The sequence below is a fragment of the Amycolatopsis minnesotensis genome (genome assembly GCF_039529815.1).
Classification (GTDB): Bacteria; Actinomycetota; Actinomycetes; order Mycobacteriales; family Pseudonocardiaceae; genus Amycolatopsis; species Amycolatopsis minnesotensis.
The window spans coordinates 179,770-205,887 of record NZ_BAAANN010000001.1 but is presented as its reverse complement, the minus strand read 5'-3'; the positions used below and the strand labels follow the sequence as shown (position 1 = coordinate 205,887).

At 69.1% G+C, this 26,118-nt stretch carries 21 protein-coding genes and 1 tRNA gene; 14 read left to right on the top strand and 8 right to left on the bottom strand.

The features are described from left to right. Nucleotides 1–69: 69 nt before the first annotated feature. Nucleotides 70–3,297 carry a GH92 family glycosyl hydrolase gene (locus ABD256_RS00785; RefSeq protein WP_344412200.1) on the top strand — a complete coding sequence of 1,076 codons (3,228 nt, stop codon included), beginning with the start codon at nucleotides 70–72 and terminating at the stop codon, nucleotides 3,295–3,297. Continuing rightward, nucleotides 3,294–5,381 (top strand): FUSC family protein, encoded by a 2,088-nt coding sequence (locus tag ABD256_RS00780; protein ID WP_344412198.1) that lies wholly within the window; start codon nucleotides 3,294–3,296, stop codon nucleotides 5,379–5,381. Before ABD256_RS00785 ends, ABD256_RS00780 begins: the two co-directional genes overlap by 4 nt. Before the next feature lie 88 nt (nucleotides 5,382–5,469). Here the strand turns inward: ABD256_RS00780 and ABD256_RS00775 are convergent, their stop codons facing one another. From ABD256_RS00775 to ABD256_RS00765, 3 genes are read right to left on the bottom strand one after another with little or no spacing between them, the layout of a single operon-like run. Further along, on the bottom strand, nucleotides 5,470–6,321 hold the full coding sequence (locus ABD256_RS00775) for an LLM class F420-dependent oxidoreductase (RefSeq protein WP_344412196.1): 852 nt from the start codon (nucleotides 6,319–6,321) through the stop codon (nucleotides 5,470–5,472). Between the two features lie 9 nt (nucleotides 6,322–6,330). Beyond that, nucleotides 6,331–6,696: a VOC family protein gene (locus tag ABD256_RS00770; RefSeq protein WP_344412194.1), complete on the bottom strand. Its 366-nt coding sequence runs from the start codon at nucleotides 6,694–6,696 to the stop codon at nucleotides 6,331–6,333. After that, entirely contained in the window at nucleotides 6,693–7,097 is a 405-nt protein-coding gene (locus ABD256_RS00765; protein ID WP_344412192.1) for a nuclear transport factor 2 family protein, read from the bottom strand. Before ABD256_RS00765 ends, ABD256_RS00770 begins: the two co-directional genes overlap by 4 nt. A 110-nt stretch (nucleotides 7,098–7,207) precedes the next feature. On the opposite strand from ABD256_RS00765, the gene ABD256_RS00760 reads away from it, so the two are divergent. The 3 genes from ABD256_RS00760 (at nucleotide 7,208) to ABD256_RS00750 (ending at nucleotide 10,817) form a co-directional block, all read left to right on the top strand. Continuing rightward, entirely contained in the window at nucleotides 7,208–7,645 is a 438-nt protein-coding gene (locus ABD256_RS00760) for a MarR family winged helix-turn-helix transcriptional regulator (RefSeq protein WP_344412190.1), read from the top strand. 114 nt (nucleotides 7,646–7,759) lie between these two features. Then, nucleotides 7,760–8,749, top strand: coding sequence for a malate dehydrogenase (locus ABD256_RS00755; protein WP_344412188.1), 990 nt, complete (start codon nucleotides 7,760–7,762; stop codon nucleotides 8,747–8,749). Between the two features lie 616 nt (nucleotides 8,750–9,365). Beyond that, nucleotides 9,366–10,817 (top strand): amidase, encoded by a 1,452-nt coding sequence (locus ABD256_RS00750; protein WP_344412186.1) that lies wholly within the window; start codon nucleotides 9,366–9,368, stop codon nucleotides 10,815–10,817. A 65-nt stretch (nucleotides 10,818–10,882) separates the two neighbouring features. On the opposite strand, the gene ABD256_RS00745 is transcribed toward ABD256_RS00750, so the two are convergent. From ABD256_RS00745 to ABD256_RS00735, 3 genes are read right to left on the bottom strand one after another with little or no spacing between them, the layout of a single operon-like run. Continuing rightward, the gene (locus ABD256_RS00745; protein WP_344412184.1) at nucleotides 10,883–12,949 is read right to left on the bottom strand and encodes a M3 family metallopeptidase; all 2,067 of its coding nucleotides are present in this window, start codon (nucleotides 12,947–12,949) and stop codon (nucleotides 10,883–10,885) included. Then, nucleotides 12,946–13,665 (bottom strand): histidine phosphatase family protein, encoded by a 720-nt coding sequence (locus tag ABD256_RS00740; protein WP_344412182.1) that lies wholly within the window; start codon nucleotides 13,663–13,665, stop codon nucleotides 12,946–12,948. The genes ABD256_RS00745 and ABD256_RS00740 overlap by 4 nt, the downstream gene beginning before the upstream one ends. A gap of 38 nt (nucleotides 13,666–13,703) precedes the next feature. Further along, entirely contained in the window at nucleotides 13,704–14,546 is an 843-nt protein-coding gene (locus ABD256_RS00735; RefSeq protein WP_344412180.1) for an undecaprenyl-diphosphate phosphatase, read from the bottom strand. Nucleotides 14,547–14,719: 173 nt separating this feature from the next. On the opposite strand from ABD256_RS00735, the gene ABD256_RS00730 reads away from it, so the two are divergent. The 3 genes from ABD256_RS00730 (at nucleotide 14,720) to ABD256_RS00720 (ending at nucleotide 16,988) form a co-directional block, all read left to right on the top strand. Continuing rightward, nucleotides 14,720–15,676: an aldo/keto reductase gene (locus tag ABD256_RS00730; protein WP_344412178.1), complete on the top strand. Its 957-nt coding sequence runs from the start codon at nucleotides 14,720–14,722 to the stop codon at nucleotides 15,674–15,676. Between the two features lie 80 nt (nucleotides 15,677–15,756). After that, complete coding sequence (locus ABD256_RS00725; RefSeq protein ID WP_344412176.1) at nucleotides 15,757–16,767, top strand: YncE family protein; 1,011 nt, start codon at nucleotides 15,757–15,759, stop codon at nucleotides 16,765–16,767. Next, on the top strand, nucleotides 16,764–16,988 hold the full coding sequence (locus ABD256_RS00720) for a DUF5703 family protein (protein WP_215544311.1): 225 nt from the start codon (nucleotides 16,764–16,766) through the stop codon (nucleotides 16,986–16,988). The genes ABD256_RS00725 and ABD256_RS00720 overlap by 4 nt, the downstream gene beginning before the upstream one ends. Here ABD256_RS00720 and ABD256_RS00715 read toward each other — a convergent pair. After that, the gene (locus ABD256_RS00715) at nucleotides 16,968–17,867 is read right to left on the bottom strand and encodes an alpha/beta fold hydrolase (protein ID WP_344412171.1); all 900 of its coding nucleotides are present in this window, start codon (nucleotides 17,865–17,867) and stop codon (nucleotides 16,968–16,970) included. The two genes, ABD256_RS00720 and ABD256_RS00715, sit on opposite strands and share 21 nt — an antisense overlap. Continuing rightward, on the bottom strand, nucleotides 17,867–19,189 hold the full coding sequence (locus ABD256_RS00710) for a M20/M25/M40 family metallo-hydrolase (protein ID WP_344412169.1): 1,323 nt from the start codon (nucleotides 19,187–19,189) through the stop codon (nucleotides 17,867–17,869). Before ABD256_RS00710 ends, ABD256_RS00715 begins: the two co-directional genes overlap by 1 nt. Nucleotides 19,190–19,411: 222 nt before the next feature. Here ABD256_RS00710 and ABD256_RS00705 point away from each other — a divergent pair. The 6 genes from ABD256_RS00705 (at nucleotide 19,412) to ABD256_RS00680 (ending at nucleotide 26,094) form a co-directional block, all read left to right on the top strand. After that, a tRNA-Leu gene (locus ABD256_RS00705) sits at nucleotides 19,412–19,495 on the top strand. 111 nt (nucleotides 19,496–19,606) lie between these two features. Next, nucleotides 19,607–20,071 carry an AbrB/MazE/SpoVT family DNA-binding domain-containing protein gene (locus ABD256_RS00700; protein WP_344412167.1) on the top strand — a complete coding sequence of 155 codons (465 nt, stop codon included), beginning with the start codon at nucleotides 19,607–19,609 and terminating at the stop codon, nucleotides 20,069–20,071. Then, nucleotides 20,068–21,114 (top strand): tyrosine-type recombinase/integrase, encoded by a 1,047-nt coding sequence (locus ABD256_RS00695; RefSeq protein WP_344412165.1) that lies wholly within the window; start codon nucleotides 20,068–20,070, stop codon nucleotides 21,112–21,114. Before ABD256_RS00700 ends, ABD256_RS00695 begins: the two co-directional genes overlap by 4 nt. An 845-nt stretch (nucleotides 21,115–21,959) precedes the next feature. Continuing rightward, nucleotides 21,960–23,621 carry a hypothetical protein gene (locus tag ABD256_RS00690; protein ID WP_344412163.1) on the top strand — a complete coding sequence of 554 codons (1,662 nt, stop codon included), beginning with the start codon at nucleotides 21,960–21,962 and terminating at the stop codon, nucleotides 23,619–23,621. Between the two features lie 170 nt (nucleotides 23,622–23,791). Continuing rightward, complete coding sequence (locus tag ABD256_RS00685; RefSeq protein ID WP_344412161.1) at nucleotides 23,792–24,583, top strand: hypothetical protein; 792 nt, start codon at nucleotides 23,792–23,794, stop codon at nucleotides 24,581–24,583. Then, nucleotides 24,580–26,094, top strand: coding sequence for a thiamine pyrophosphate-dependent enzyme (locus tag ABD256_RS00680; RefSeq protein ID WP_344412159.1), 1,515 nt, complete (start codon nucleotides 24,580–24,582; stop codon nucleotides 26,092–26,094). The genes ABD256_RS00685 and ABD256_RS00680 overlap by 4 nt, the downstream gene beginning before the upstream one ends. Nucleotides 26,095–26,118 lie beyond the last annotated feature (24 nt).

Sequence of the window (26,118 nt, the reverse complement as noted above, 5' to 3'; positions counted from 1 at the left end):
GACCGGGGGTGGCGCCGGTGCGCACCGGCCGTGCGAGCGGTGGGCACCGGCGCCGATTACGGTTGTCCCGTGATCGGAAACCAGTTCTTCTCCTCCTTCGAGGACGGTGATCCGCAGCCGCGCGTACCCGGGGGAACGCGGATCCGGGTCGGGAGCGGACCGGAACGGTCACCGACCGCGAAGACCGGGGTGGGGTTCACCGGGACCCGTTCCCTGCGCTACGCCGTCACCGGGTTCACCCGGACCGTCCTGTTCGAGGTGCCGGTCCCGGTCACCGAGCTGACCGAACTGTCCTACCTGGTCTTCCCCGAATCGGGAGAGCACCGCTACCGCGCCACGTTCGTCGCGGTGGACGTCGAGTTCGACGACGGGACCACGCTGTCCGGCCTCGGCGGTCTGGACCAGCACGGGTTCGGGATGTCCGCGCTGGCGCAGGGCACGTCGAAGGCGCTGTACGTGGACCAGTGGAACGCCGTGCGCTGCGATCTCGGCGCGGTCGCGGCGGGCAGGGCGGTCCGGTCGATCGTGCTCACCACGGACGCCCCGGCCGCCGGCGGCGAGGCGGTCGGCTGGCTCGACGACGTCCGGATCGGCGTGCGGGCCCCGCGGGACGGGCGCGAGCCCGTCGACTACGTGCGCACCACCCGCGGCACCCAGTCGAGCGGGGAGTTCTCGCGCGGCAACACCTTCCCCGCCACCGCCGTGCCGCACGGCTTCAACTTCTGGACGCCGGTCACCGACGCGTCCTCGACGAGCTGGTTCTACGAGTACCACCGGCGCAACACCGACGCGAACCTCCCGGCGCTCGAAGCGTTCGGCCTCAGCCACCAGCCGAGCCCGTGGATGGGCGACCGGCACACGTTCCACTTCATGCCCGGTGTCGGTGAAGTGACCGCGGACCGCAAGGCGCGCGCGCTCTCGTTCCGCCACGACGACGAAACCGATCTCGCGCACCACTACGCGGTGAGCTTCGGCAACGGCGTGCGGACCGAGATCGCCCCCGCCGACCACGCCGCGATCGTCCGGTTCACCTTCCCGAGCCTGCCCGGCTGGGTCGTGTTCGACAACGCCTCGAACCGCGGCCGCCTCCGCGTCGACCCGATGGCGGGCACCTTCACCGGGCACACGCGGGTGCGCAGCAGGTTGTCGGCAGGCGCGCGGCGGATGTACGTCTACGGCACGTTCGACCGGCCGGCGCTGGACGGCGGACGGCTGCGGAAACCGTTCTGGCGCAAGGTGAGCGGCTACCTCGCGTTCGATTCGGGCGAGGTCACCATGCGGATCGCCACCTCGCTGATCAGCGTCGGCCAGGCGAAGCGGAACCTCGAACAGGAGATCCCCGAGGGCACTTCGTTCGACCACGTTCGAGACGACGCGCGCCGCGCGTGGCAGGACGTGCTGGGCAGGATCGAGGTCGAAGGCGCGACCGAGGACCAGCTCACCACGTTCTACTCGTGCCTCTACCGCCTGTTCCTCTACCCGAACTCGGCGCACGAGTTCACCGGCGAGCGGACCGGCCACCGGCACGCGAGCCCGGTGGTCAAGCGCCGGTGGCCGAGCACCCGGCGGCGGACCGGGGCCAAGGTGCTCCCCGGCGAGCTGTACGTCAACAACGGGTTCTGGGACACCTACCGCACCACCTGGCCCGCCTACGCCCTGCTGACGCCCGGAATGGCTGGCAGGATGATCGACGGGTTCGTGCAGCAGTACCGGGAGGGCGGCTGGATCGCGCGCTGGTCCTCCCCCGGCTACGCGAACCTGATGACCGGCACCAGCTCCGACGTCGCCTTCGCCGACGCCTACCTCAAGGGCGTCAAGAACTTCGACGTGAAGTCCGCCTACGACGCGGCGCTCAAGAACGCGACCGTCACGCCGCCGAGCAAGAGCGTCGGCAGGCGCGGGCTCGCGGAGTCGATCTTCCTCGGGTTCACCCCGACGTCCGTCCACGAAGGACTGTCATGGGCGTTGGAGGGCTGCGTCAACGACTTCGGCATCGCGAACCTGTCGCAGGCGCTGTACGAACAGTCCACACGCGACGATCCAAGGCGGACGGAGTACCGCGACAACGCGGCCTACTTTCGGCAGCGCGCGCTCCAGTACGTCAACCACTTCGACGACCGCGTGGGGTTCTTCCAGGGACGCGACGCGAAGGGGAACTGGCGGCACTCCCCCGCCACCTACGACCCGGTGCCGTGGGGTGGCGACTACACCGAGACCAACGGGTGGAACACCGCGTTCTCGGCTCCGCACGACGGGGACGGGCTGGCAAGCCTGCACGGCGGCGCGGCGAAGCTGGAGTCCGTTTTGGACACGTTCTTCGCAACGCCCGAAACGGGGCTGGCACCCGGTGCGTACGGCGGAGTGATCCACGAGATGACCGAGGCGTGCGACGTCCGGCTCGGGCAGTACGGCCATTCCAACCAGCCTTCGCACCACATTCCCTACCTCTACAACCACGCGGGCGCGCCGTCGAAGGCGCAGGCCGTCATCAGGGAGGTGCTCGCCCGCTGCTACGTCGGCAGCGAGATCGGCCAGGGCTACCCCGGCGACGAAGACAACGGCGAGATGTCCGCGTGGTACGTGTTCAGCGCGCTCGGGCTCTACCCACTAGCGGTCGGCAGCCCGCACTACGCGATCGGGTCGCCCCTGTTCGAGAAGGCGACCGTGCACCTGGAGAACGGCAACGACATCGTGCTCACCGCGCGGGGCAACAACCCGGGATCGGTCTACGTGGAGGACCTGCGCGTCAACGGGAAACCGCACCGGTCGACCACCATTTCGCACGCCACCCTCAGCGCGGGCGCCGTGCTGGACTTCGCGATGTCGCCGACCCCGACGGCCTGGGGCCGCGGCGGGGACACCGCCGACGCCGGGCAGCGCCGGTGGCCGCTGCGCGATCTGACCGGGCACGGGCGCTCCGCGGACGGCACCGACGTCACCGCGCTCTTCGACGACACGACCAGGACCGAGGTGCGGTTCCGGTCGGCCACCCCGCTCGTGGAGTTCACAGTGTTCGCAGTGGACGGTGAACCGCGCACCGCGCTGATGTACACGCTGACCTCCGGCGCGAAGCCGGGCGACCCGCGATCCTGGATCCTCGAAGGCTCCACGGACGGCAAGACCTGGCACGCACTCGACGAACGCCACGACGAGACGTTCCGATGGCGACGGCAGACCCGGCCCTTCACGATCACCGAGGCAGGCCCGTACCGCCGCTACCGCCTGCGCGTGCTCGCGGTGACCGGGCGACGGCTCGGGCTGGCCCAGTGGGAGCTCCTCGCGGACGGTGCGCGTTGATCAAACGGCTGTGGGACTCCGCCCGCGACCGGATCGTCGCCTCGGACCCCGGGTTCGTCCGGCTGCGCCTCGCCTTCTCGGCGGTGCTGGGCATCGTGCTCGCGGTCGCCGTGCTGGCGCCGCTCGGGCTGCCGATGACGATCATCCTGGTGGCCGCGATCTCCGCGATGGTCTCGGCGTTCACCGTCAACGACCCCGAACCGGCTCAGCAGGCGGTCACGCTGCTGCTGGTGCTCGTGGCCGGCGCGGCCGCGCTCACCGTCGCGAGCCTCGGCACCTCGCTGCCACCGCTGGACAGCATCCTGTTCGTGCTGCTCATCTTCGTCGCGGTCTACGGGCAACGGTTCGGGCCGCGCGGCATCGCGCTCGGCTCGGTCACCTTCTTCCTGTTCTTCTTCTCGATGTTCCTGCAGACCCATCTCAAGCAGGTGCCGTCACTGCTGCTCGCGCTGGTGGTCGGGCTCGGCGCGAACGCGCTCGTCCGGTTCGTGCTGCTGCGCCACAAGCCCGAAAGCGAGTTCTACCGGATCAGGCTCGCCTTCCGCGCGCGACTGGCCGCTGTCATCCGCGCGGCCGAAGGCTATCTCGCGAACAACGGCTCCGGCCGGACGAAGGCGCAGCTGCGCCGGGCGAACGAGCGCCTCCACGAAGTCGTGCTGCTGATCGAGGACGCGGCGACCGACGTGATCGGAGACCGTGCCGCCGATGCGCTGCGGCGCCGGGCGATCGAGGTCGAGCTCGCCGTCCAGTGGCTCGCGATCACGACGACACGGACCTGCGCGGAGCCCCTGATCCCCGCCACCCGCGACGAGCTGATCGACAGCCTGCGGCGGTTCCGCGCGCTGATGGAGCGCGACCCGCGCGAGCTGCCGCTGATCAGCGAGACCGGCGAGTTCAGCAAGATGCTGGTCGAGGGCAGCCGCCTCGCCGACACGCCGAGGCCCGGCGACGAGCTCCGCAAGGCGATCGCGGAGCTGGCCCTCGCGGACGTCAACGCGCAACGCATCGCGCAGCGCGACTACTCCGCCGAGGTCGACCACCCGGTGGCGGAGGAAGAGGACGAGAAGACCAAGGTCTTCGCCTACGACAACCAGACCCGCAGCGCGATCCAAGCCGTCGTCGGCGGCGGGCTCGCGGTGTTCGGCGGTGAGCTGATCTCGCACCAGCGGTGGTACTGGGCGGTGCTGACCGTGTTCGTGGTGTTCATCGGGTCGTCCACCGCCGGCGCGACGTTCGTCAAGGGCGCGCGCCGCCTCGCCGGCACGCTGATCGGCATCTTCGGCGGGATGCTGCTCGCGCTCGTCTTCTCCGGCAACACCCCGGCCACCCTCGCCGGGATTCTCGTCTGCGTGTTCGGCATGGTCTACATGTCGCGGGTTTCCCAGGTGGTGATGGCGTTCTTCATCACCTCGATGCTCGGGCTGCTGTACAGCCTGCTCGGCACGTTCAGCATCGAGGTGCTGTGGATCCGGGTCGCCGAGACCGCGATCGGCGGCGCCGCCGGCGTGCTGGCCGCCGTCGTGATCGTGCCGGTGCACACCCGCTCGGTCATGCTCGACGACGTCGACACGACGCTCGAGGACGTCCGCACCTTCCTGGAGCGGACGACGGAACTGCTGGCAGGCACCGAAAACGTCAACCTCATCGAGCTGAGCCGCGAGCTCGACCGCGACGTCGAGCAACTTCGCACGACGGTCGAGCCGCTCACCCACCCGATCAACCTCCGCACCGCGCGCCGCGACTACGGCTGGCACGTCCTCACCACGCTGGACACCATCGCCTTCCGCGCCCGCCACGTCGCCGCGAGGGCCCAGCCGGGGCAGCTCGCCGGGGTCGACGACGACCGGCTGCACCTGTTCACCGGCAGGCTGCTCGCCAACATCGACGTGCTCCGCCGCGCGCTCGCCGCGCCCGGCGGGTCCACGCCCGGCACACTCGTCCGCGACGACGGCACCCCGGTCTCCGACCGCACCGTGCACGCCGAAACCCGCGCGGTCCTGTCCAGCCTGAGCCATCTCGACGAAGCGCTCATAGCCCTCGGCCGCGTCTTCGTCGTCGACGCCACCGGATCCGCGGCGCGCTGAACTTCTGAAGAAGTCCGGGCATAACCCTGGTTCGTCAACGCCGAGAAGGGGCCCTTCGCGGCATCCGAGGCAATCCGCAGTGCGCTGATCAGCCGACCAGGCTCGCGGTCTTCCCCAGTGTCTCGATTCCCGCCACGGACCACGGGCCCGCCGAGATCACCACGGTGTGGTCGATCCCCCATTCCGCGAACTCCGCGCACCGCCCGGCGAACTCCGCCGCGGACTCACCCGGCGCGAGCCGGGTGCTGATGGTCTTCTCGACTTCCGCGTACGGCCGTCCGACGTCCTCGCAGTGGCGGGCCAGCACCGAAAGCTTGTGCCGAACCGTCTTGCCGCCGTCGGGGATGTCGAACACGTTGCAGGCGTCCGCGTACTTCGCGACCATCCGCAGCGTCTTCTTCTCCCCCGTGCCACCGATCAGCACCGGCGGGCGCCGCACGGGCAGCGGCGCGCCGATCGGGCGATCGAGGCGGTAGTGCTTGCCCGCGAACGCCGATTGGTCCCCGGCCCACATCCGCAGTGCGAGCTGGACGGTCTCCTCCATCCGTTCGAAACGCTCGGCCAGCGGCGGGAACGGTAGGCCCATCGCCAGCGCTTCGCCTTCGTGGTGACCGGTACCGATCCCGAACCGCGCGCGCCCGCCGGAGAGGACGTCGAGCGTCGTCACCGCCTTGACGAGCAGCGCGGGTGGCCGGAACGTCACGGCGGACACCATGGTGCCGAGGCCGATCCGGCTCGTGCTGGCGGCGAGGAATCCCAGCGCCGTGTACGCCTCCAGCATCGCCGAGTCCCGCGTGCTGTGCGGATCGGCCTGCAGCAGGTGGTCGGCGACCCACACGGTGTCCAGGCCCGCGTCCTCCGCGGCCGTGGCCACCGACACCAGTTCCCCGGCCAGGTTTTCCGGCCACGAGAAGTCCGTGACCCCGATGCTCAACCGCATGACTTCTCCTCAGGCTCGGGTGAGCAGTTCCATGTTGTGGCCGTCCGGATCGGCGAAGTAGACGCCCCTGCCGCCGTGGAAGTGGTTGAGCTGACCCGGTTCGGCGTGGAACGGGTCAGCCCAGAAGGGGACGCCGTCCGACTCGATCCTGGTCATCGCCGCGTCGAACTCGGCGTCGCCGACCAGGAACGCGTAGTGCTGGCTGGTGACCTCGTCGACCCGGAGGTAGTCCAGCGTCACGCCGTTCGCGAGCCGGATGGGCACGAAGGGCCCGGTGACCGCACCCACTTCGAGGCCGAGGATCCCGGCCAGGAACTCCGCCGACGCCTCGCGGTCGGAGACACACACGATGGTGTGGTTCAGTTCGACCGTCATCGCGCGCCGCCCTGGTTCGCGAACGGCGGGGGCCCGCCGATCGGGCTCAGGTGGATCCCGGCCAGCCGCCACCGGTCCCCTTCGCGCACCAGCACGTGCGTGGCGCGGAACCGGCCGTTGGCGGGATTCCCTTGGTGCGACGCCACTTGCGCGTACACCCCGATCGCGATCGCGGTCTGCCCGAGGTCGCGCACTTCGACGTCTTCCCACGCCAGCGACTCGGTGACGAGCGCGCCGCCGCGGTAGCGCTCCAGCCACTGCGACTTGTCCAGCACGAAGCCGAGCGGTCCGACCAGCCGGAAGCCGTCGGTGGTCAGCTCGTCGAGCACGGGTGTGTCGCCCCGTTCTTCGGCCGCCGCCCAGCGGCGACCCAGTTCGAGGACCTGCTCTTCGGTACTCATCGATGTTCCCTTCGTTCGACGTGGTGCGATGCGACCCAACAAACATTAGATATCTAATCGTTCGATGTCAAAGGCTTAGATATCTCGATCTCTGCGGTACGGTGTTCCGCGTGCCAGCACCCGCCATCGCGCCCATCGGCGTCGTCCTCTCCCGCACCGCCAAGACGGCGAGCCGCGCCTTCGACCAGGCCCTCGCGGCCGCGGGCGGCTCCCAGCCCGTCTGGCAGATCTTGATCTCGCTCAAAACGAGCCCCGTGGCGAACCAGCGCGAACTCGCCGACGCCGTCGGGATCCAGGGCGCCACGCTCACCCACCACCTCAACGGCATGGAGACGGCCGGGCTCGTCACCCGGCGGCGCGACCCGGAGAACAGGCGCGTCCATCTCGTCGAACTCACCGAGGACGGCGAAGCGCTGTTCCACCGGCTCGCCTCGGCCGCGATCACGCACGACAAGCGCATGCGAAAAGGCCTTAGCGAGAGCGAAATCGCGACGCTCGCCGAACTGCTGCACCGGCTCGCCACGAACGTCGCGAACGAGGGCGGTTGACGCCCCTGATCACCGGATCGATCAAGCAGGAGTGACTGGGCGCACCCGTACGGCGACCGGAGACGGACTAGGCTCGCGGTACTAGCCAAAGTCGTCTCAAGCTGGAGTACCGCAATGACCCAAGCCCCTGTCAACGTCACCGTCACCGGCGCGGCCGGCCAGATCGGGTACGCGCTGCTGTTCCGCATCGCCTCCGGTCAGCTCCTCGGCCAGAACACGCCGGTGCGGCTGCGGCTCCTCGAGATCCCGCAGGCGGTCAAGGCGGCCGAGGGCACGGCGCTCGAGCTCGAAGACGGCGCGTTCCCGCTGCTCGCGGGCACGGACATCTTCGACGACGCGAAGCAGGCATTCGAGGGCACCAACGTGGCGCTTCTCGTGGGCGCGCGTCCCCGCTCGAAGGGCATGGAGCGCGGCGACCTGCTCGAGGCCAACGGCGGCATCTTCAAGCCCCAGGGTGAGGCCATCAACGCGGGTGCGGCGGAGGACGTCAAGGTGCTCGTGGTCGGCAACCCGGCCAACACCAACGCGCTGATCGCCCAGTCGCACGCGCCCGACGTCCCGGCGGACCGGTTCACCGCGATGACCCGCCTCGACCACAACCGCGCGCTCGCGCAGCTGTCGAAGAAGCTCGGCGCGCCGGTCTCCGAGATCAAGAAGCTGGCGATCTGGGGCAACCACTCCGCCACCCAGTACCCGAGCATCTTCCACGCCGAGGTCGCGGGCAAGAACGCGGCCGAGGCCGTCAACGACCAGGCATGGATCGCCGACGAGTTCATCCCGACCGTCGCGAAGCGCGGCGCCGCCATCATCGAAGCGCGCGGTGCCTCCTCGGCCGCGTCCGCCGCCTCCGCCGCGATCGACCACGTCCACACCTGGGTCAACGGCACCGCGGACGGCGACTGGACCTCGGCCGGTGTCGTGTCCGACGGCTCCTACGGCGTGCCGGAGGGCCTGATCTCCTCGTTCCCGGTCACCGCGAAGAACGGCAAGTACGAAATCGTGCAGGGCCTCGAGATCGACGACTTCTCGCGCCAGCGCATCGACGCTTCCGTCCAGGAGCTCGCCGAAGAGCGCGACGCCGTCAAGAAGCTCGGCCTGGTCTGATCCAGCGGGTTTTCGGTGGCGGGCCGCACTTCCCGGCCCGCCACCGCCGCTCGTCCGTGAACACAGCGACCAGCACGCCACAGCAGTGGTCCGGCGCTCAGGCGATTTGGGACTACCGACAACTCCTGCACGCACTCCGGTCGTGTTCGGCGGCAATCGCGCTGGGCCCGACGAGGCGATCGTGGTGGAACCACGTGCTACCAGCACAGGGGAGAACATCGTGTTCTCGCGCGAGTCGTCCGCGCCTCGGCTCCGATCAGCGGATCTGGCGCTATCCCGGCTGGGGTTCGCCATCGCGCAGCAGGTGCCAGACGGAGTGCTCAGCAGCTACCCACGACTGGTCGATGCCGGATTCACCACGAAAATACTGCCGTGACCGTTGATCCGCGCTCAGTGGGAAATGACGAAAAGTGAGACGTCCATCCTGTTGCGCGAAACGGGAGTTCATGGCCTTTGCGAGCGGAATTCCTCCACTGTCGACGCCCTGACCTGCGGCGGGCCGCGCAGACAGTCGAATCGAGTGCGCGAGTTCGCCAATTCAGATGGCCCGTTCGGCTGCCCTGTTGCGCGAACCGGAATTTCGTGGCTTAACAGGCGGGCCGATAGCTTCGGATTCATGGAATGGAGCTTCAAGTCAGCCGAAGAGCTTGTTGTCGCGTTGCGCGCCGGTGCGGTGACGTCGGTGGAACTGACCGACGAGGCGATCGCCCGTATCGAGCGCGACGACGAGGTGGTCAACGCGATCTGCGTGCCGGACTTCGATCGTGCACGGGCCGCCGCACACGATGCGGACCAGACACTCGCGCGTGGTGAGGACCGGCCGTTGCTCGGTGTTCCGGTGACGGTCAAGGAGTCGTACGACATCGCCGGGCTGCCCACGACCTGGGGTATGCCGGCGCACCGGAACTACCTGCCTGCCGAGGACGCGGTACAGGTGGCGCGGCTCAAGGACGCGGGCGCGGTGGTGCTCGGCAAGACCAATGTGCCGTCAGGGCTGCAAGGCATCCAGAGCTTCAACGAGGTCTACGGCACCACCACCAACCCGTGGGAGCGCGGTCGCACGGCGGGCGGGTCCTCCGGCGGGTCGGCGGCGGCACTGGCGTGCGGGTTCGGCGCGCTGTCCATCGGTTCCGACATCGCCGGCTCGCTGCGCACCCCCGCGCACTTCTGCGGCGTCTACGCGCACAAGCCGACACTCGGGCTGGTAGCCAACCGCGGCATGGTCGCGCCGGACGCGCCCGCCTTTCCCGTCGACCTCGACCTCGCCGTCGTCGGTCCCATGGCGCGCACCGCCCGCGACCTCACGCTCCTGCTCGACGTCATGGCCGGACCGGACCCGCTGACGCTCGGCGTCGCGTACGACTTGACGCTTCCGCCCGCGCGCCACGAGCGGCTGTCCGACTTCCGGGTCTTGGTCCTCGAAGAGCATCCGCTCATTCCGACCGGGTCCGCCGTGCGGGCGGGGGTGAACCGGGTGGCCGCCGCGCTCGTCGACAGTGGCGCCCGCGTCGAACGGCACAGTCCGCTGCTGCCCGATCTGACCGAGGCCGGAACGCTCTACATGCAGCTGCTGATTTCGGGCTCCCGCGCGCGTTTTCCCATCGAATCGTACGAGCTGCTGCGGGCCCGCGCCGCCGCACTGAGCGCGGACGACCAGAGCCTGGACGCGACACGGCAGCGCGCCATGGTGTTCAGCCACCACGACTGGCTCGAGGCGAACAACGGCCGCGAGGTCCACCGCCACGGCTGGCGGCAGCTGTTCGCCGAGTTCGACGCCGTGCTGTGCCCGATCACGCCGACTCCCGCGTTCCCGCACGACCACCGCCCCAATCTGCTGGAACGGCGCATCGAGATCGACGGCGTCGAGTACCCGGACCTCGACCAGCTCGTCTGGGCGGGCCTGGCCACCATGCCCGGCCTGCCCGCTACCGCCATACCCACCGGCAGGTCCCCCGAGGGCCTGCCGGTCGGCGCGCAGCTCATCGGTCCCATGTTCGAGGACCGCACCCCGCTGCGGCTGGCCGAACTGCTCGAACAGAAGATCGGCGGCTTCCAGGCACCGGAGTAGCCGCTCGGCATCGTCTACTTCGGACGGCTCATGACCGCGCCGCTGGTCGACCGGTTCCGCGGCGCTCAGGATCCTTCGAGGCCGCGGCGCTTGAGCAGCGGGCCGATCTCCGGATCGCGGCCGCGGAACGCGCGGAACGCCGTCATGGAGTCGATGCTTCCGCCGCGGCCCAGCAGTTCGCGGCGGAAGTAGTCGCCGTTCTCCCTGGTGAGCCCGCCGTTTTCACGGAACCATTCGACGCTGTCGGCGTCGAGCACCTCGCTCCAGATGTAGGAGTAGTACCCGGCGCTGTAGCCGCCGCTGAAGATGTGCGCGAAGTAGGTGCTGCGGTAGCGCGGCAGCACGGTATCGAGCGCCACGCCCGCCTCTTCCAGCGCGGTGGCTTCGAACTTCGCCACGTCGGCAACCGTTTCGCCGGGGCCGAGCGCGTGCCACGCCTGGTCCAGGAGCGATGCGGCGAGGTATTCGGTGGTCGCGTAGCCCTCGCCGTACTTCCGCGAGGCCAGCAGGTTGTCCACCACGGCCCGCGGCAGCGGTTCCCCGGTTTCGTGGTGCTTCGCGTAGTTCGCGAGCACCTCCGGCCAGAACATCCACATTTCGTTGACCTGCGACGGGTATTCGACGAAATCCCGCGCCACGTTGGCACCGGAGAACGTCGGGTAGCGCACGTCGGAAAGGAGGCCGTGCAGCGCGTGGCCGAACTCGTGGAACGCGGCGTGCAGCTCGTCGAGGCTGAGCAGCGTCGGCTCGCCCTCCGGCGGCTTCGCGATGTTGAGGTTGTTCACCACCACCGGCCGGTACCCGAACAGGCCGGACTGGTCGACGAAGTTGTTCATCCACGCGCCGCCGCGCTTCGAATCGCGCGTGTAGTAGTCGCCGATGAAGATCCCCAGCGGGGCGCCGTCCGCGTCGAAGACCTCGAACACCCGAATCCCGGGGTGGTACTTCGGCAGGTCGTGCCGCTCGGTGAAGGTGAGCCCGTACAGCCGCGACGCCGCGTAGAAGATCCCGTCGACCACCACGCGGTCCAGCTCGAAGTACGGGCGCAGCGCCGATTCGTCGAGATCGAACCGGTCCCGCCGCAGCCGCTCCGCGTAGAAGGCCCAGTCCCACGGCTCGAACTCCGCGCCGGGCTCGTCGGCGGCGAGGTAGTGGCGCAGTTCGTCCGCCTCCACCTTCGCGTTCGCGACGGCGACCGGCGCGAGCCGCTCCAGCAGCCCCACGGCCGCTTCGGCCGTCCGCGCGGTTTCGTCCGCGATGATGTACGACGCATGGCTTTCGTAGCCCAGCACGGCGGCCCGCTCGGCGCGCAGCGTCGCGATTTCCGCCAGCACCGCCTTGTTGTCGTGCTCGTTCCCCCGGTTGCCCCTGCTCGTGGCGGCACGGTAGACCCGCTCGCGCAGCGCCCGGTCCTCCAGCGAGGCGAGCACCGGCTGCCCGGTCGGCAGGCCGAGCTTCAGCACGTACTTGCCGTCCTCGCCGCGTGCGGTCGCGGCCTCAGCCGCTGCCCTGATCTCCCCTTCGGACAGTCCGGCCAGTTCGGCGGCATCCGCGACGACGACCGCGAGATCGTTGCTGTCGGCGAGCAGGTTCTCCTGGAACCGCGTGCTCAGCGAGGAAAGCCGCTCGTTCAGCTCGCGGAGCCGTGCCTGCTTGTCGTCCGGCAGTTCCGCGCCCGCCCGCTGGAAATCGGTGTGGTAGCGCTGCAGCAGCCAGGCCGATTCGGGGTCGAGGTCGAACGTGTCGCGCGCTTCGAACACCGCGGTGACCCTGGCCGCGAGCTCCGGGTTCAGGTAGATCGCATCGTGGTGCGCGGCCAGCCGTGGCGCGATGGAAGCCTGCAGCCGCTGCCGAACAGGGTTCGTGTCCGACGAGGTGAGGTTGAAGAAGACCGACGAAACCCTGGCCAGGAGCGCACCGGAGCGTTCGAGCGCGACCACCGTGTTTTCGAAGGTGGGCGCTTCCTGGCTCTCGGCGATCTGCGCGACCTCGGCCGCCTGCTCGGTGAGCCCGGCGTCGAAGGCGGGTGCGAAGTGCTCGTCCGCGATGCGGTCGAACGGGGGCAGGCCGTACGGGAGATCGCTCGGCGCCGCGAACGGGTTGTCCGGCGAAAGCTGCTCCGCTGCGGTCATTTCCTGCCCTTCCTTCCCTGGAGGCCCGTCGTGCCACCGACCTCGGCGTCGGAGCTCGCCTTCTTCTTGCCGCTGCGCGGTTTCGGCGGCACGATCCCCGCGAGATCGCCGCCGTGGTCGTTCACCCTGAGCACGAACGGCCTGGTCTCGGTGTACCGCACGACCGAGACCGCGGCCGGGTCCACCACGATGCGCTGGAACGAGTCGAGGTGCTGCCCGAGCGCGTCCGCGATGATCGCCTTCAGCACGTCACCGTGGCTGCACAGCACCCACACCGCGTGGTCGCCGTGCGCCGCGGTGACCCGCGCGTCGTGCTCGCGGACGGCCGCGACCGCCCGCGCCTGCATCGCGGCGAGCCCCTCACCGCCGGGGAACACCGCCGCCGACGGGTGCGCCTGCACGACCCGCCACAGCGGCTCCTTGACCAGCGACTTCAGCTCGCGGTTCGTCCACTCGCCGTAGTCCACTTCGGACAGTCTCGGCTCGATGTGCTTGGCGAGGCCGCGCGCGGCCACCAACGGCGCGACGGTCTGCTTGCACCGCAGCAGCGGGGACACGACGACCTCGGCGACTGGGATCCCGGCCAGCCGCTCGACCAGCGCCTCCGCCTGTGCGCGCCCCGTCTCGTCGAGGCCGACCTTCGGTGTCCTGCCTGCCAGCACGCCGGAGCCGTTCGCGGTGGACCGGCCGTGGCGCAGCAGGATGACCGTGCTCATCGAGGTACTCCCATGAGGATCACCCTACGTCGTTTCGATCAGGTTCCGGTCGGCCCCGCGTTCGGGTCCAGCACGTGGGTGAAGATCAGCACGAACAGCAGGGCGCCGAGCGCGATCCGGTACACCACGAACGGCACGAAGCTGCCCTTCTTGATGTAGGCCATCAGCCAGGCGATCACGGCGTAGCCGACCGCGAACGCGATCAGCGTCGCCAGGATCGTCGGACCCCACTGCGCCGTCTCACCGTTCTTGCCGATGTCCGTCAGCTTGTACAGGCCGGAGCCGAACACCGCGGGCACGGCGAGCAGGAACGAGTACTCGGCGGCCTCGGAGCGCTTGTAGCCCATGAAAAGCCCGGCGCTGGTCGTGCCGCCGGAACGGGAGACACCGGGGATCACGGCGAGCGCCTGCGCGAACCCGAAGATCAGGCCGTGCGAGACCGTGAGGTGGTCGAGATCGCGGTAGTTCCGGCCGACGCGGTCGGCGATCAGCAGGATCACGCCGAACACGATCAGCATGGTCGCGGTGATCCGCAGATCCCGGAACGCGTGGTCGATGTTGTCCTGGAAGAGCAGGCCGATCACCACGATCGGCAGCGAGCCGACGATGATCAGCCAGCCGAGCCGCGCGTCGGGGTGCCCGCGCCAGTCCTTCTTGTAGAGCGAGAAGAACCACGCCACGATGACGCGGCCGATCTTCTGCGCGAAGTACAGGATCACGGCGAGCTCGGTGCCGATCTGGGTGACCGCCGTGAACGCGGCGCCGGGGTCGTCCCATCCGGCGAGCGCCGCGGTGATCCGCAGGTGCGCGCTCGAGGAGATCGGGAGGAACTCGGTCAGCCCCTGGACGAGACCGAGGACGAGTGCTTCGAACCAGCCCATTTCAGCCGACCTCCGCCATGCCGAAGACCTTCATCCGTTCCGCGATCCTTCCGTCGGTTGGGGGTGCAAAGCACTGCGAAGCGTGTTCGGCGCAGACACTAACGGGGTGCCGGCGCGCGACATGACTCGCCTTCGTCACGCGCGCGAAGGGGCTGCGGCTAGGCTCGCGCGTCATGGAGAAGCGACAGCTCGGCCGGTCGGGACTCCGCGTGTCCAGGATGGCCCTCGGCACCATGAGCTGGGGCAGCGACACCGACGGCGAGGAAGCCGCGAGCCAGCTCGTCGCCTTCGTCGACGCGGGTGGCACGCTGGTCGACACCGCTGACATCTACGGCGAGGGTGAGAGCGAGCGCGTGCTCGGCTCACTGCTCGGCGACCTGGTGCCGCGCGAGGACATCGTGCTCGCCACCAAGGCCGTCGCGCGGCGCACCGACGGCCCGTTCGGCGGCGGCGCGTCCCGTGGCGCCCTGCTGTCCGCTTTGGACGGTTCGCTGCGCCGGCTCGGGGTCGACCACATCGACCTGTGGCAGTTGCACGCGTGGGACCCGTCGGTCCCGCTCGAAGAGACCCTCTCCGCGCTCGAGTTCGCCGTGACCAGCGGCAAGGTCCGATACGTCGGCGCTTCGAACTACTCGGGCTGGCAGCTCGCGACGGTCGCTGGCCGTTCTTCGGTGATTTCGTGCCAGATGGAGTACTCGCTGGTGCAGCGCGGGGTCGAGCGCGAAGTCGTCCCGTCGGCCGAGCACCACGGCGTCGGGTTGCTCCCCTGGGCCCCGCTCGGCCGCGGGGTGCTCACCGGCAAGTACCGCAACGGCACCCCCGCCGACTCCCGCGGCGCGTCGGCCACCTACGCCGGCTACGTCGAGCAGCACCGCACCGAGCGGGCGGCGAGGATCGTCCAGGCGGTCATGACGGCTGCCGACGGGCTCGGCACGTCACCGCTCTGCGTGGCGCTCGCCTGGGTCCGCGACCGGCCGGGCGTGGTCGCACCCGTCGTGGGAGCACGGGACACCGGGCAGCTCACCGGCTCGCTCGCGGCCGACGAGATCACGCTCCCGCCCGCCATCAAATCGGCGCTCGACGACGTCAGCGCCATCGAATTCGGCTACCCGGAGCGGTGGCCGAGATGACTACCGGATGACACGCACGTGACGACACGGCGTCCGTGAGGGATGCTGGAGTCACGGCACGACGACCTGGAGGCTTCACTGTGCGTAGGCTCGCCACCGCGCGGCTGGTAGCGATCCCGCTTGCCTGCGCGCTGGCCGTGACGGCCTGCTCTTCCGGCGCGAGTCAGAAGGACGACCTGCAGATCGTGCAGAACCCGGTCGCGGCCGTCCCCGCGACGGCGCCCGCGGTGACCGCGAAGCCCGCGGGCACGGTGTTCGCGGCGCCGGGGAACGTGACGGCGGTCGCCACCACCGGCACCACGCTCGCCGTCGGCCTGCAGACCCCGCCCTCGGTGCGGCTCTACGATCTCGGCGCGCTCACCGCACCGCCGAAGTCCGTCCCACTGCCCGGCCCCGCGGAGCGGATCACGTCCTCGGCGGGCAGGCTGCTCGCCAGTGTGCCCGGCAGTGGGCAGGTCGCCGAGATCGCGCTCCCCGCGGGCACGGTCACCGAACTGGCCGTGCCGGGCACGCCGAGCGCGGCCACCGCCGTCGGCGATCAGACGCTCGTTTCGGTGCGGGACCGCAAGGAGATCGCCGTTCTCGCGGGCGGCAAGGTGGCCAGGACCATCGGTGGCAGCCTCTACAGCGCCGACGACGTGCTGACCACGGGTGACAAGACCGTGGTGCTCGACCGCCTCCGCACCGCCCTGTTCTCGGTCGACGTCCAGGGCGGCAAGGTCGGCGAAGGTCTCCGTGCTGGCGAGGGCGTGGCGAACGCCGTCGCCGATTCGTTCGGCCGCGTGCTCGTGACCGACGTGAAGGCGGGCGCGCTCATCGCGTTCTCGACCGACCCGCTGCTGATGCGGCAGCGGTACCCGGTGCCCGGCGGCGCGTACGGCATCGCCTACGACGCCAAGAAGGCACTCGCCTGGGTGACGCTCACCGGCCTCAACCAGGTGGTCGGCTACGACGTCCGTGGTGGCGAGCCGGTGGAGAAGTACCGCTTCCCGACCGTTCGCCAGCCGAACTCGGTGGCCGTGGACGAAACGACCTCCCGCGTGGTCGTCGGCTCCGCCGCCGGAGAAGGGATTCAGGTGATCACACCGTGACCGTGGACGAGGCGGTGGTCGAAGGGGACTGGGAGTACCGCCGGCTGCAGTTGCCGCCCGGTGTCTCCCGGCGCGCAGCGGCGACGCAGCTGGCGATTCACGCCGAGTTCGCGGGATGGGAGCTCTCGACCGTCCGGCTGTACTCGGACGGCACGAGGCGGGTGTGGCTGCGCCGCAAGCGGACCGCGGCGCTCGCGGGACTACCCGGCGTCATCGTCTAGTTCGCGCTGCACCGAGTGCACCACCCCGACGATCCTGGGGAGGATCTGCGCGGGCGCTTCGAGCGGCAGCACGTGCCCGAGCCCCGGCAGCACCACGGCGGTGCCGCGGCGCACCCGCCGGACGAGCAGCGCCACGTCCGCCGCGGGGATCAGCCGGTCCCGCTCCCCCACGATCGCCGTGACCGGGATGTCCGCGGCCACGGTCAGCGCGGCCTCCCGCGCGAAGGCGTCGAGCGCGGGCCGGAACAGGGACACCGTGCGCGGCCAGTTCCCCCTGATCATCTGGACGGTCAGCTCGACGGCGGCCGGGTCGGGGTCGTCGCCGAACAGCCACCACCGCAGGCCCGCGCTGACGGCTTTGCTGGTGTGATCGCGCACCAGCCCGATGATCTTGGACCCGAGCACCGCCTCGAGGTCGCGGACCAGCCAGCCGAGGGCTTGCGGCCACGACGCGGACGCCTCGGCGGTGAGCCCGCCGGCCGAGGTGCCCAGCAGTACCAGGCCGCCGACCCGCTCGGCGAACAGGCGAGGGTGACGCTGCGTGAGGGACATCACCGCGAGCCCGCCCATGTCGTGGCCGACCAGGACGACCTTGCCGCTCGGCACCAGCTTCTCGACGAGTTCCGCGAGGTCGTCGGCGAGCTGGTTCATCGTCGCCGACGACCTCGTCGCCTGGTCCGAGCGCCCGTGGCCGCGGTGGTCGTAGCTGAGCACCCGGACCGGGCGTTCGACGGCGGAGACCAGATCCGGCACGATCGCCTGCCAGCTGCGGAGATCGAGCGCGTAGCCGTGCGCGAACAGCACGGTCACCGGCGCGCCGGGATCACCCGTCTCGGACACGCACAGCGCCGTGCCGTCCGCGAGACGTACCTGTGCCATCAGGACGAGCGCAGGAACCTGTCGAGCACACGCGTGCCGAACCGCAGCGCGTCGACGGGCACCCGCTCGTCGACGCCGTGGAACAGCGCGGAGAAGTCCAGGTCGGCGGGCAGCTTCAGGGGCGCGAACCCGAAGTTGCGGATCCCGAGCGTCTGGAACGACTTCGCGTCCGTGCCACCGGAAAGCATGTACGGCAGCGTGCGCGCGCCGGGGTCCTCCGCCAGCACCGCCGCCGACATCGCGTCGACCAGCGCACCGTCGAAGGTGGTCTCGACCGGCGGAAGCTCCATCCACTCCTTCTCGATGTCCGGCCCGAGGATCTCGTCGAGCTCCTTGTTGAACGCCTCCAGGCGTCCCGGCAGGATCCGGCAGTCGACGGCCGCCTCGGCGACCGACGGGATCACGTTCGACTTGTAACCCGCGGTGAGCATGGTCGGGTTCGCCGTGTCGCACAGCGTCGCGCCGATCATGCGGGAGATGTTGCCGAGCTTCGCCACCGCCCCGTCGAGGTCGTCCTCGGGGAAGTCCCACCCGGTGATCTCGGTGACCCCGGCGAGGAACTCGCGCACGGAATCGCTCAGCACCAACGGGAACCGGTGGTTCCCGAGTCTCGCGACCGCCTCGGAAAGCTTCGTCACCGCGTTGTCGCGGTGGATCATCGAGCCGTGGCCCGCGGTGCCCCGGACGCGCAGCTTCATCCAGCGGATGCCCTTTTCCGCCGTCTCCACCAGGTAGGCGCGGACGTCATCCTTGAGGGTGATGGAAAACCCGCCGACCTCGCTGATCGCCTCCGTGGCACCCTCGAAGAGGTCGGGCCGGTGCTCCACCAGCCACTGCGCACCGAACTTCCCGCCTGCCTCCTCGTCGGCGACGAACGCGAAGATCAGATCGCGCGGCGGCACGATGCCCTCGCGCTTGTAGTGGCGCGCGATCGCCAGCGTCATGCCGACCATGTCCTTCATGTCGACCGCGCCGCGCCCCCACACGTACCCGTCCTGCACCGCCCCGGAAAACGGATGCACCGACCACTCGGAGGCGTCCGCCGGCACGACGTCGAGGTGCCCGTGGATGAGCAGCGCCCCCCGCGACGGATCAGCACCCGCCAGCCGCGCGACCACGTTGTGCCGGTTCTTGCCGCCCGATTCGACGTAGGTGATCTCGTAGCCCACCTCGGTGAGCTTCTCGGCGACGTACTCCGCCGCCTCCCGCTCCCCCACGAGCGTCTCCGGATCCCCGGTGTTGGTGGTGTCGATGCGGATGAGCTCGCTGGTCAGCGTGACGGCCTCGTCAGCGGCGGTGTCGATGCGGTTCGGTTCGGTCACCTCGCATTCCTACCACTGCGAGCCCGAGAAGCCCGGACGATCCCACGCCCACGATCGCGCATGCCCAGCCCGACGGCATCGATCAAGACCTCGGCACGCTGCGCGCCGAACGAACCACACCCCGACTGGTCAGCCAAATGATCTTGCCATGCCCGCCGGACAGTCCGGACCACACCCCCGGTGATGACGCCTTACGGAGGACGTATAGTGTGTTCCCAGCAAGTCCGAGTGGCGGAATGGCAGACGCGCTAGCTTGAGGTGCTAGTGCCCTTAACGGGCGTGGGGGTTCAAGTCCCCCCTCGGACACACTTTCGTGGCATCTCTGCTACATCCAACGTACCCGTGCTTGAACGCACTCCAACACCCTGAACCGGCGTTCTGCCGGACCCCGCGACGCCTATGGCGGCGGTGGTCGGCATGACCGGCGCGGTGATTGACCCGGTCGCCTTCCCCGCTTCGCTGGCCCGCGACGGGCGTTCCCCAACGGCCGCGTCGAACCGGCCGCTGCCGTTACCCACCGTCCCCACGGCCCGCACCGAGACTGCGGTGTACGGGATGGCGGCTGTCGACTGCCGCGGACGGGTCGCCGACCGGACGGTGTTCGCCGCGCTGGGCTGGGTAGCCGGGACGCCGCTGGCCATCAGCGTCACCCACGGAACGCTGATCATCAGCACCGACCCCTGCGGCGTGTTCGGCATGACCAGCCAGGGACACCTCCGCCTTCCTGCGCCGGTACGACACTGCTGCGGTCTCGCCTCGGGCGATCGCGTGCTGCTCGCCGCCCACCCCGAGCGCAACGTGCTGCTTGTGCACCCGCCGACGGTGCTCGACCTGTTGCTCGCCGACCGGCACGCGAGGCTGCTAGGCGGTGATCTCACATGACCGCCCGCCATCAGCAGCAGCATGCTGTGTCTTCGGACCGGGCTGCCGATCTCGACGCCGCCCGGCTGCTGCTGGCCCGGATGGGGGTCAGCGCCGAAGAGCTGCTTGCCGAGCCGGTCACCGGGCCGCCGCTGCCGACGTTTGCCGACTACATCCCCGTCGTATCCGAGGCGGTCTCTGAGGGCACCCGCCGGGTCTACACCTCGTACTGGAACCGGATCTGCGAGCACTGGGGTCACCGCCGTCTGAACGAGCCGACCCCCTCGGAAGTCAAACACCTGGTCGAGCAGGTCAGGGCTACGGTCGTTACCCGCCGCAATGCCCGCGGCGGGCGCAGCGCGGGCGAGCACCTGATCGCCGCCCTGCGCTGCCTGTACAAGCACGCCGAAGACGACGAGCTCATCGCCCCCGCCGACAACCCGGCCCGCAAGGTCGCCAAACCCGCGCGACTCCCGTCGACCCGCCGCGCGGTTGCGGGCGATCGGCTGGCCGAGATCAACCACACCGCGGCCACCACCGGCAACGACCCGGCCCTCGACACCCTCATCCTGCGGCTGCACACCGAGACCGCGTGCCGCCGCGGCGGTGCCCTGGCACTCCGGCCGCAAGACCTCGATCCGGACCAGTGCCTCGTCCGGCTGCGAGAGAAGGGCGAAACCATGCGTTGGCAACCGGTCTCGCCTACGTTGATGGCGCACCTGCAGCACCATGCCGATGAGCGAGGGGCTCCCCGCGATGGACAGCTGCTTCGTTACGCCGACGGGCGCCCCATCACTACCCGCCGCTATGACCACCTCTGGACTCGGCTGGGCAAGCACTTGCCCTGGGTGGCGACCCAGCAAATCTCCACCCACTGGCTGCGCCACACCACCTTGACCTGGGTCGAGCGGAACTTCGGGTACGCCGTGGCCCGCGCTTATGCCGGACACAGCGACCACGGCAACGACGCCGGAACCACCACAACCTACGTCCGCGCCAACATAGACGAAGTTGCTGCTGCGCTCGCGGCTCTCACGGGAGAACCACACCCCCTTGCCGCGTAGCTCTCCATCCCGAAAGGGGCGCCGCAGCTTACCCACAGGGTCAACGTTCGCACCCGCTGCTGGACACGCCCCGACGCCCGTCCGATTGCAGGGACCGTCTCGGCAAGCTCATCGAGTTCGCCACAAGGCCCAGGTCATCGACAACGACGACGGCATCGTGCTCGGCAACACCATCTGGCCAGGCGCCACGGCCAACCCCTGCCGCCCAATGGGTCATCGGCCGCATCGCGCACCCTCAAACACGGACACGGCTGCGATCGCACCGACCACTATCTGGACCATCGTCGCCGCCCACAGAGCCGAGCAACGCATCAAGCGGCTTCTTGCGATTCCAGGACACTTCTACGTCGACCGGCCCGTCAAGCACCTCCGTGTCAGGAAGGCCGCTCTCGCCCAGTCCGAACACGGTGCCGGTGCACGGCAAACCCAAAGACAGGTAGCAGCCTCGCGCCCAAGTTGCCGTCGGAGCTGGGCACTGAAGTCCGTCGTATTCGCCACGGCCACCAGGTTCGTAAACTGCAGTCCACAATGGAGCGGAAACGTCGTTGGTATGACGATCTTCAAGCTCCTTGGCTGGCCCAGCGCGAACCATCCCGCCGGAACACGAACCACACGGCCAACCGGTCAGTTGATTTCCCTCGCGGTGAGGGCCAGGCGTCAACGAGGCTCTGCTGGGCGTGCGAGTGGTCGAATCGGCAATCTGTTGAGGGGCAACGTGTTTCAGGCGCTATGCCCGTGAACGAGGTTCGCGTTGGACCTGGATGACTCGGTTGTAACGGTCGTCCCACGGTATCGACTAGCAGTCCGTAACCGCGTCGATGAGGCATTACCGGGACGGAGGCAGCGTGGCTATCGAGAACGATGTGGAATCGAGCCGATCCATATCGGCCGACGACGTGAAGGCTCTTCGTTTCTATCTGCGGGACGATATGCGGACGCCGAGAACGGTTCAGGGGCGTCGGATTCTGCCGTCGACCACACCACCGCCCGAGGTGATCGAGCGACTGGCGCCTGGGGTCGACCCCGCACACCTGCGGGCGACCCTGGCCAGGCATCTGGTCCGGTTCCGGCTGTCGGGTGGCTTGGCCTCGGAGGACCTGTGGCTGTGGTGGGACGCCACCGGGCTCACCTCCGATCCCGTGTCCGTCACCCGGATCGCTGAGGAGGCCGGAGTCACTCGGCGGACGGTGGAACGACGTCTCGATGCGGTCGACGCTTCCATTGCACTCATCCTGACGGTGAAGCGTCCCCTGTTTGCCAACACCGCCGGTGATCCACTGAGGGCGACAAACCTGCTCGCCCTGCGGGCGGAGGCCGTCGGCGCCATCGAACCCGAGCGGGACGCTGCGGCCGTGGACGCGTTCGCCGTCCGAACCCTGCCGCACGAGGCGCCGCAGATACGATCTGCGAGCCTGCCACGAGACAAAGACAAGCGGTACCGGGACTCCTGGCGCGTGCCGTCCAGGCTGCTCACCATGGCAGGGCAGCCACCGTTACGGCCGTCCCGGCCGATCGCAGGCACCGGGCTGACGCTGACCAACGACCCGCACGACGCCTTACGTCAGTTGACCGAGGCGTATGCCGCGGGCCGGGCCAACCTCTACGAGTTCCTGCTGCTGCAAGCTGACCGTGCGATCCCGGATATTCACGTGGCCGGACCGCTGGTTCGGTTGGCCTTGCTGGAGATCGCCTATGCGATCACCCGCGACGCCGAGAACATTGTTGCATTGCGTTACGCACGTGCCTGGGAGGCCGAGGCCGCTGCGTTGAGGTCCCCAGGCGAACGTGACCTTGCGGTGCTGCGGGCACGGGCTGGCCAAGCGCACATTTGCCAGATCTTCGGCTGGTTGGATAGCGCAAACGAGTTGTATCGCAGCGCGGCCCAGGTAGCCGTGACCGGCGAGTTCGGACATCATCGCCGCGCGGCGATGATCGCGCTCCATGACGTCCTTGGCCAGATCGCGTTGACGGAGACCCTGCTCGGGCGTCGGCGTGAGACGGCGATGGTCGTCCTCGACCGGATGGCAAGAGTGGCTGACGGGCTCGCCGGTGTGATTGAGGTCGAGTTCACCCTGGCTCGGCGGAGATTCGAAGTCGAGTTCGGTTTCAGTACCTCAAAGCACACGCTGTCGCCGCTGCCAGTCGGACGCGCGCATGACCGCTCCCTCCTGCGCGCGCAGGACGAGTTCTTCGCTGTCGCGGCCGTCCACCCCTCGGCCAACCGGCTGCTCGCCGCGGCGGACCTTGGCATGGCGTGGGCTATCCGGGAACGCGACCAAGAGGCCGGCAAGGCCCACTTCGCGCGGTTCACTCACGTCAGCGAGCACATCGGCAGCTTCGCTAATCTCAGCTACCGCATGCAGAGCCGGATCCGCTCGGCCGTCGGCCTACTTCCAGATCTGGCCGAACTGCCTGAAGTCCCGGGGCTGGCCGGGCCGTGGCGCGGTCCCGGGCAAGTCCCGTCGACGGCGACCGGCTTGCTGGTGTATCCGCGGCCCGGCAGGTGACGTCGCGCCCATCAAGGTCGGGCAGCACGGCGGTGCCGAACACGTTGCCCGACGTACACGCGGTTGCGTGATGTCGCACTTTCGCGAAGTACCTCCCGAAGTGGCATGGATGGGCTCGGCCTACCCCGACGATGAGGCCACTCAGTCCGCTACCCGAAGGGAAGTGCCAGATGCGGAAACGGGTGGTTGAGGCCCTGCGAAACCTGCGGACACGCAGGTACGTTGAGGCGTACGCGATTGCGGTGGTCGCGGCGGTGCTTGCGGCGTTGTCGCTAGTGAACGACGTGGTGAGCGACAACGTCCGCTGGGCGGCTGTGTTGGCAGGCGTCGGCGTGCTCGTCTACCGAGTCACGCTGCCTGAGGACACGATCAAGGTCGCTGCCGACGATTGGCTGTTCGACCGGTCTCGCTTCCACTCGGTGTCCTTCGCCTCCCGGCTCATGAAGGCCAAGCAAGTGTGGGTGCTCGCGCCGTCCGCGGCCAACGTACTGTCCGCGTCGAACAGCGAGGCGATCCGGAGAACCGTGCTGCGGCACAATGATGGTCGGCTGCGGGTCATTGTACTGAATCCAGATGAGGCGGGCGCCGTGGTCCTGGCGGGCCGCCAACTCGACGATTCGGTTGAGTTCCCGGCCGAGGAGTTCGAGCCCGCGTTGAGGAGCACGATCCGCAGGCTCGCCGCTTTGGCGGCGTGGGACACCTCGGGCACCGTGGAATGGCGTTTGGCCTCGTACAACCCTGGGTTCAGCCTGGTTGGTATCGACGTCCCGACCCAGGCGGGCGTGATCATCGTGGAGTTCCACGGTTGTCACAACGTCTCCACCGAAAACCGGATGCACATTGAGATCACCCGGAAGACCGGTGGCCGGTGGTATGCGTACTGGCAACGCCAGTTCGAGGAGTTCTGGAAGCAGGCGAATGCTCCAGGCATCGTAAGCGTCGAGTCGGGAGGCCAGCGATGACCGCGGCAACCGGGGTGGGCGTGCGGGAGACCTGCCAGGACCTGGCCGTCGCGCTCGCGGAGACGTTCCCGGTGATCAGCGGCGTGACCGGCAAGCCGATCACCCACCTGATAGACCACATTCACCGCGACGTCCCGGACTTCATTTGGGCGCTCAACGAGAAGGTGGCCGTGGAGAGCGCGGTCGGGGCCTCCTTCGCGGGCGCGCGGAGCTGCGTGATCATGAAGCACAACGGGCTGGGCTTCGCGCTCGACACCCTCGCCAACGCCGGGGTGCACACGATCGGTGCCGCACTGGTGATCGTCGTCGGCGACGACCCAGACGCGGCGAACTCGACCTGCGTCCTGGACAGCCGCGAGCTCGCCGCTGCCGCTCGCGTGCCTGTCCTGGAGCCCACCTGCGCTGGCGATTGCGCGGCCACGGTACGGATGGCGGTGACTCTCTCCGAGGGATCGAGGACTCCGGTGTTAGTCCGCGTGACACCCCGGTTGCACACGAGCTGTGGGGACGACGTCCCACCCGCTCGCCTCGGGGGCACGAGCCGACAAGCGCCGCAGCATCGGACCCACGACCGTGGCGCCGTGGCGCACCGGCTCACCAAGCTGGGGCGGGTGCAATGGCAACGCCTGGTCACGCTGCCGACATTCACGCGAGCCTCAACGAAGTTGGCTACCGAGACGCGCTGTGCCTGTGACGGCTCCATCGCCGTCGTCGCCGTGGGGGCCGTCGCGGATTGCTTGCCGGACAGTGTCCGTTGCGCGATGACGCTGCGCGCGTGCTGGCCGATACCGGAGGCGGTCGTCGACTTCGCGCTCGCCCACGGTCGGGCCTTGGTGGTCGAGGAGTCCAGTCCCCAGGTCGAGAGATTCCTCGCCGAGCGCACCCAGGGCAAGGCCGAGATCATCGGGCGCTGTTCGAGCCATCTGCCACCCGAGGGCTCCATCTCACCAGAATCGCTCGTCCGTGCGCTGACCTCTCCGCAGCCCGGCACGTGGCAGACGGCGCAACCGAAGACATCCGCGCCAGCGGACCCCGGGACGTACGCGGCACTCTTCGACGCCGTGGCCAGGCTTCGCAGGGTAGGCGCTTTCGTCGCAACCGATGTCGGATCGTCTGTGCGCCTGTGCTACCCACCGTACGAGGGCGCGGAGGTGGCTCTATGTCTTGGGTCCGCGGTAGCGGTGGCAGCAGGCGCCGCGCGTACGGGTCTGCGCGCCGTCGGCGTGATCGGGGACTACGCCGTGCTGCACAGCGGGTTGCAGTCGGTGCTGGAACTGGTGAACGGCGGCCTTCCCGTGCTGACCGTCGTGCTCGCGAACGCCCGGCAGGCCCAGACCGGAGGTCAACCCGTGCCGCGAGCCGACCTTCCCGCCCTTCTGACCGCTTGCGGGGTCAAGCACATCGACAATTGGGACCTCAACGAACTCGACGTCCGCGCGACCTTCGAGCGCCTGTGTGCGCTTCTACGCGGTCCGCTCCCGGCAGTCGCAATCGTCCATGCCGACCAGTGATCCATTCCCCGAAGATTGAGGTGC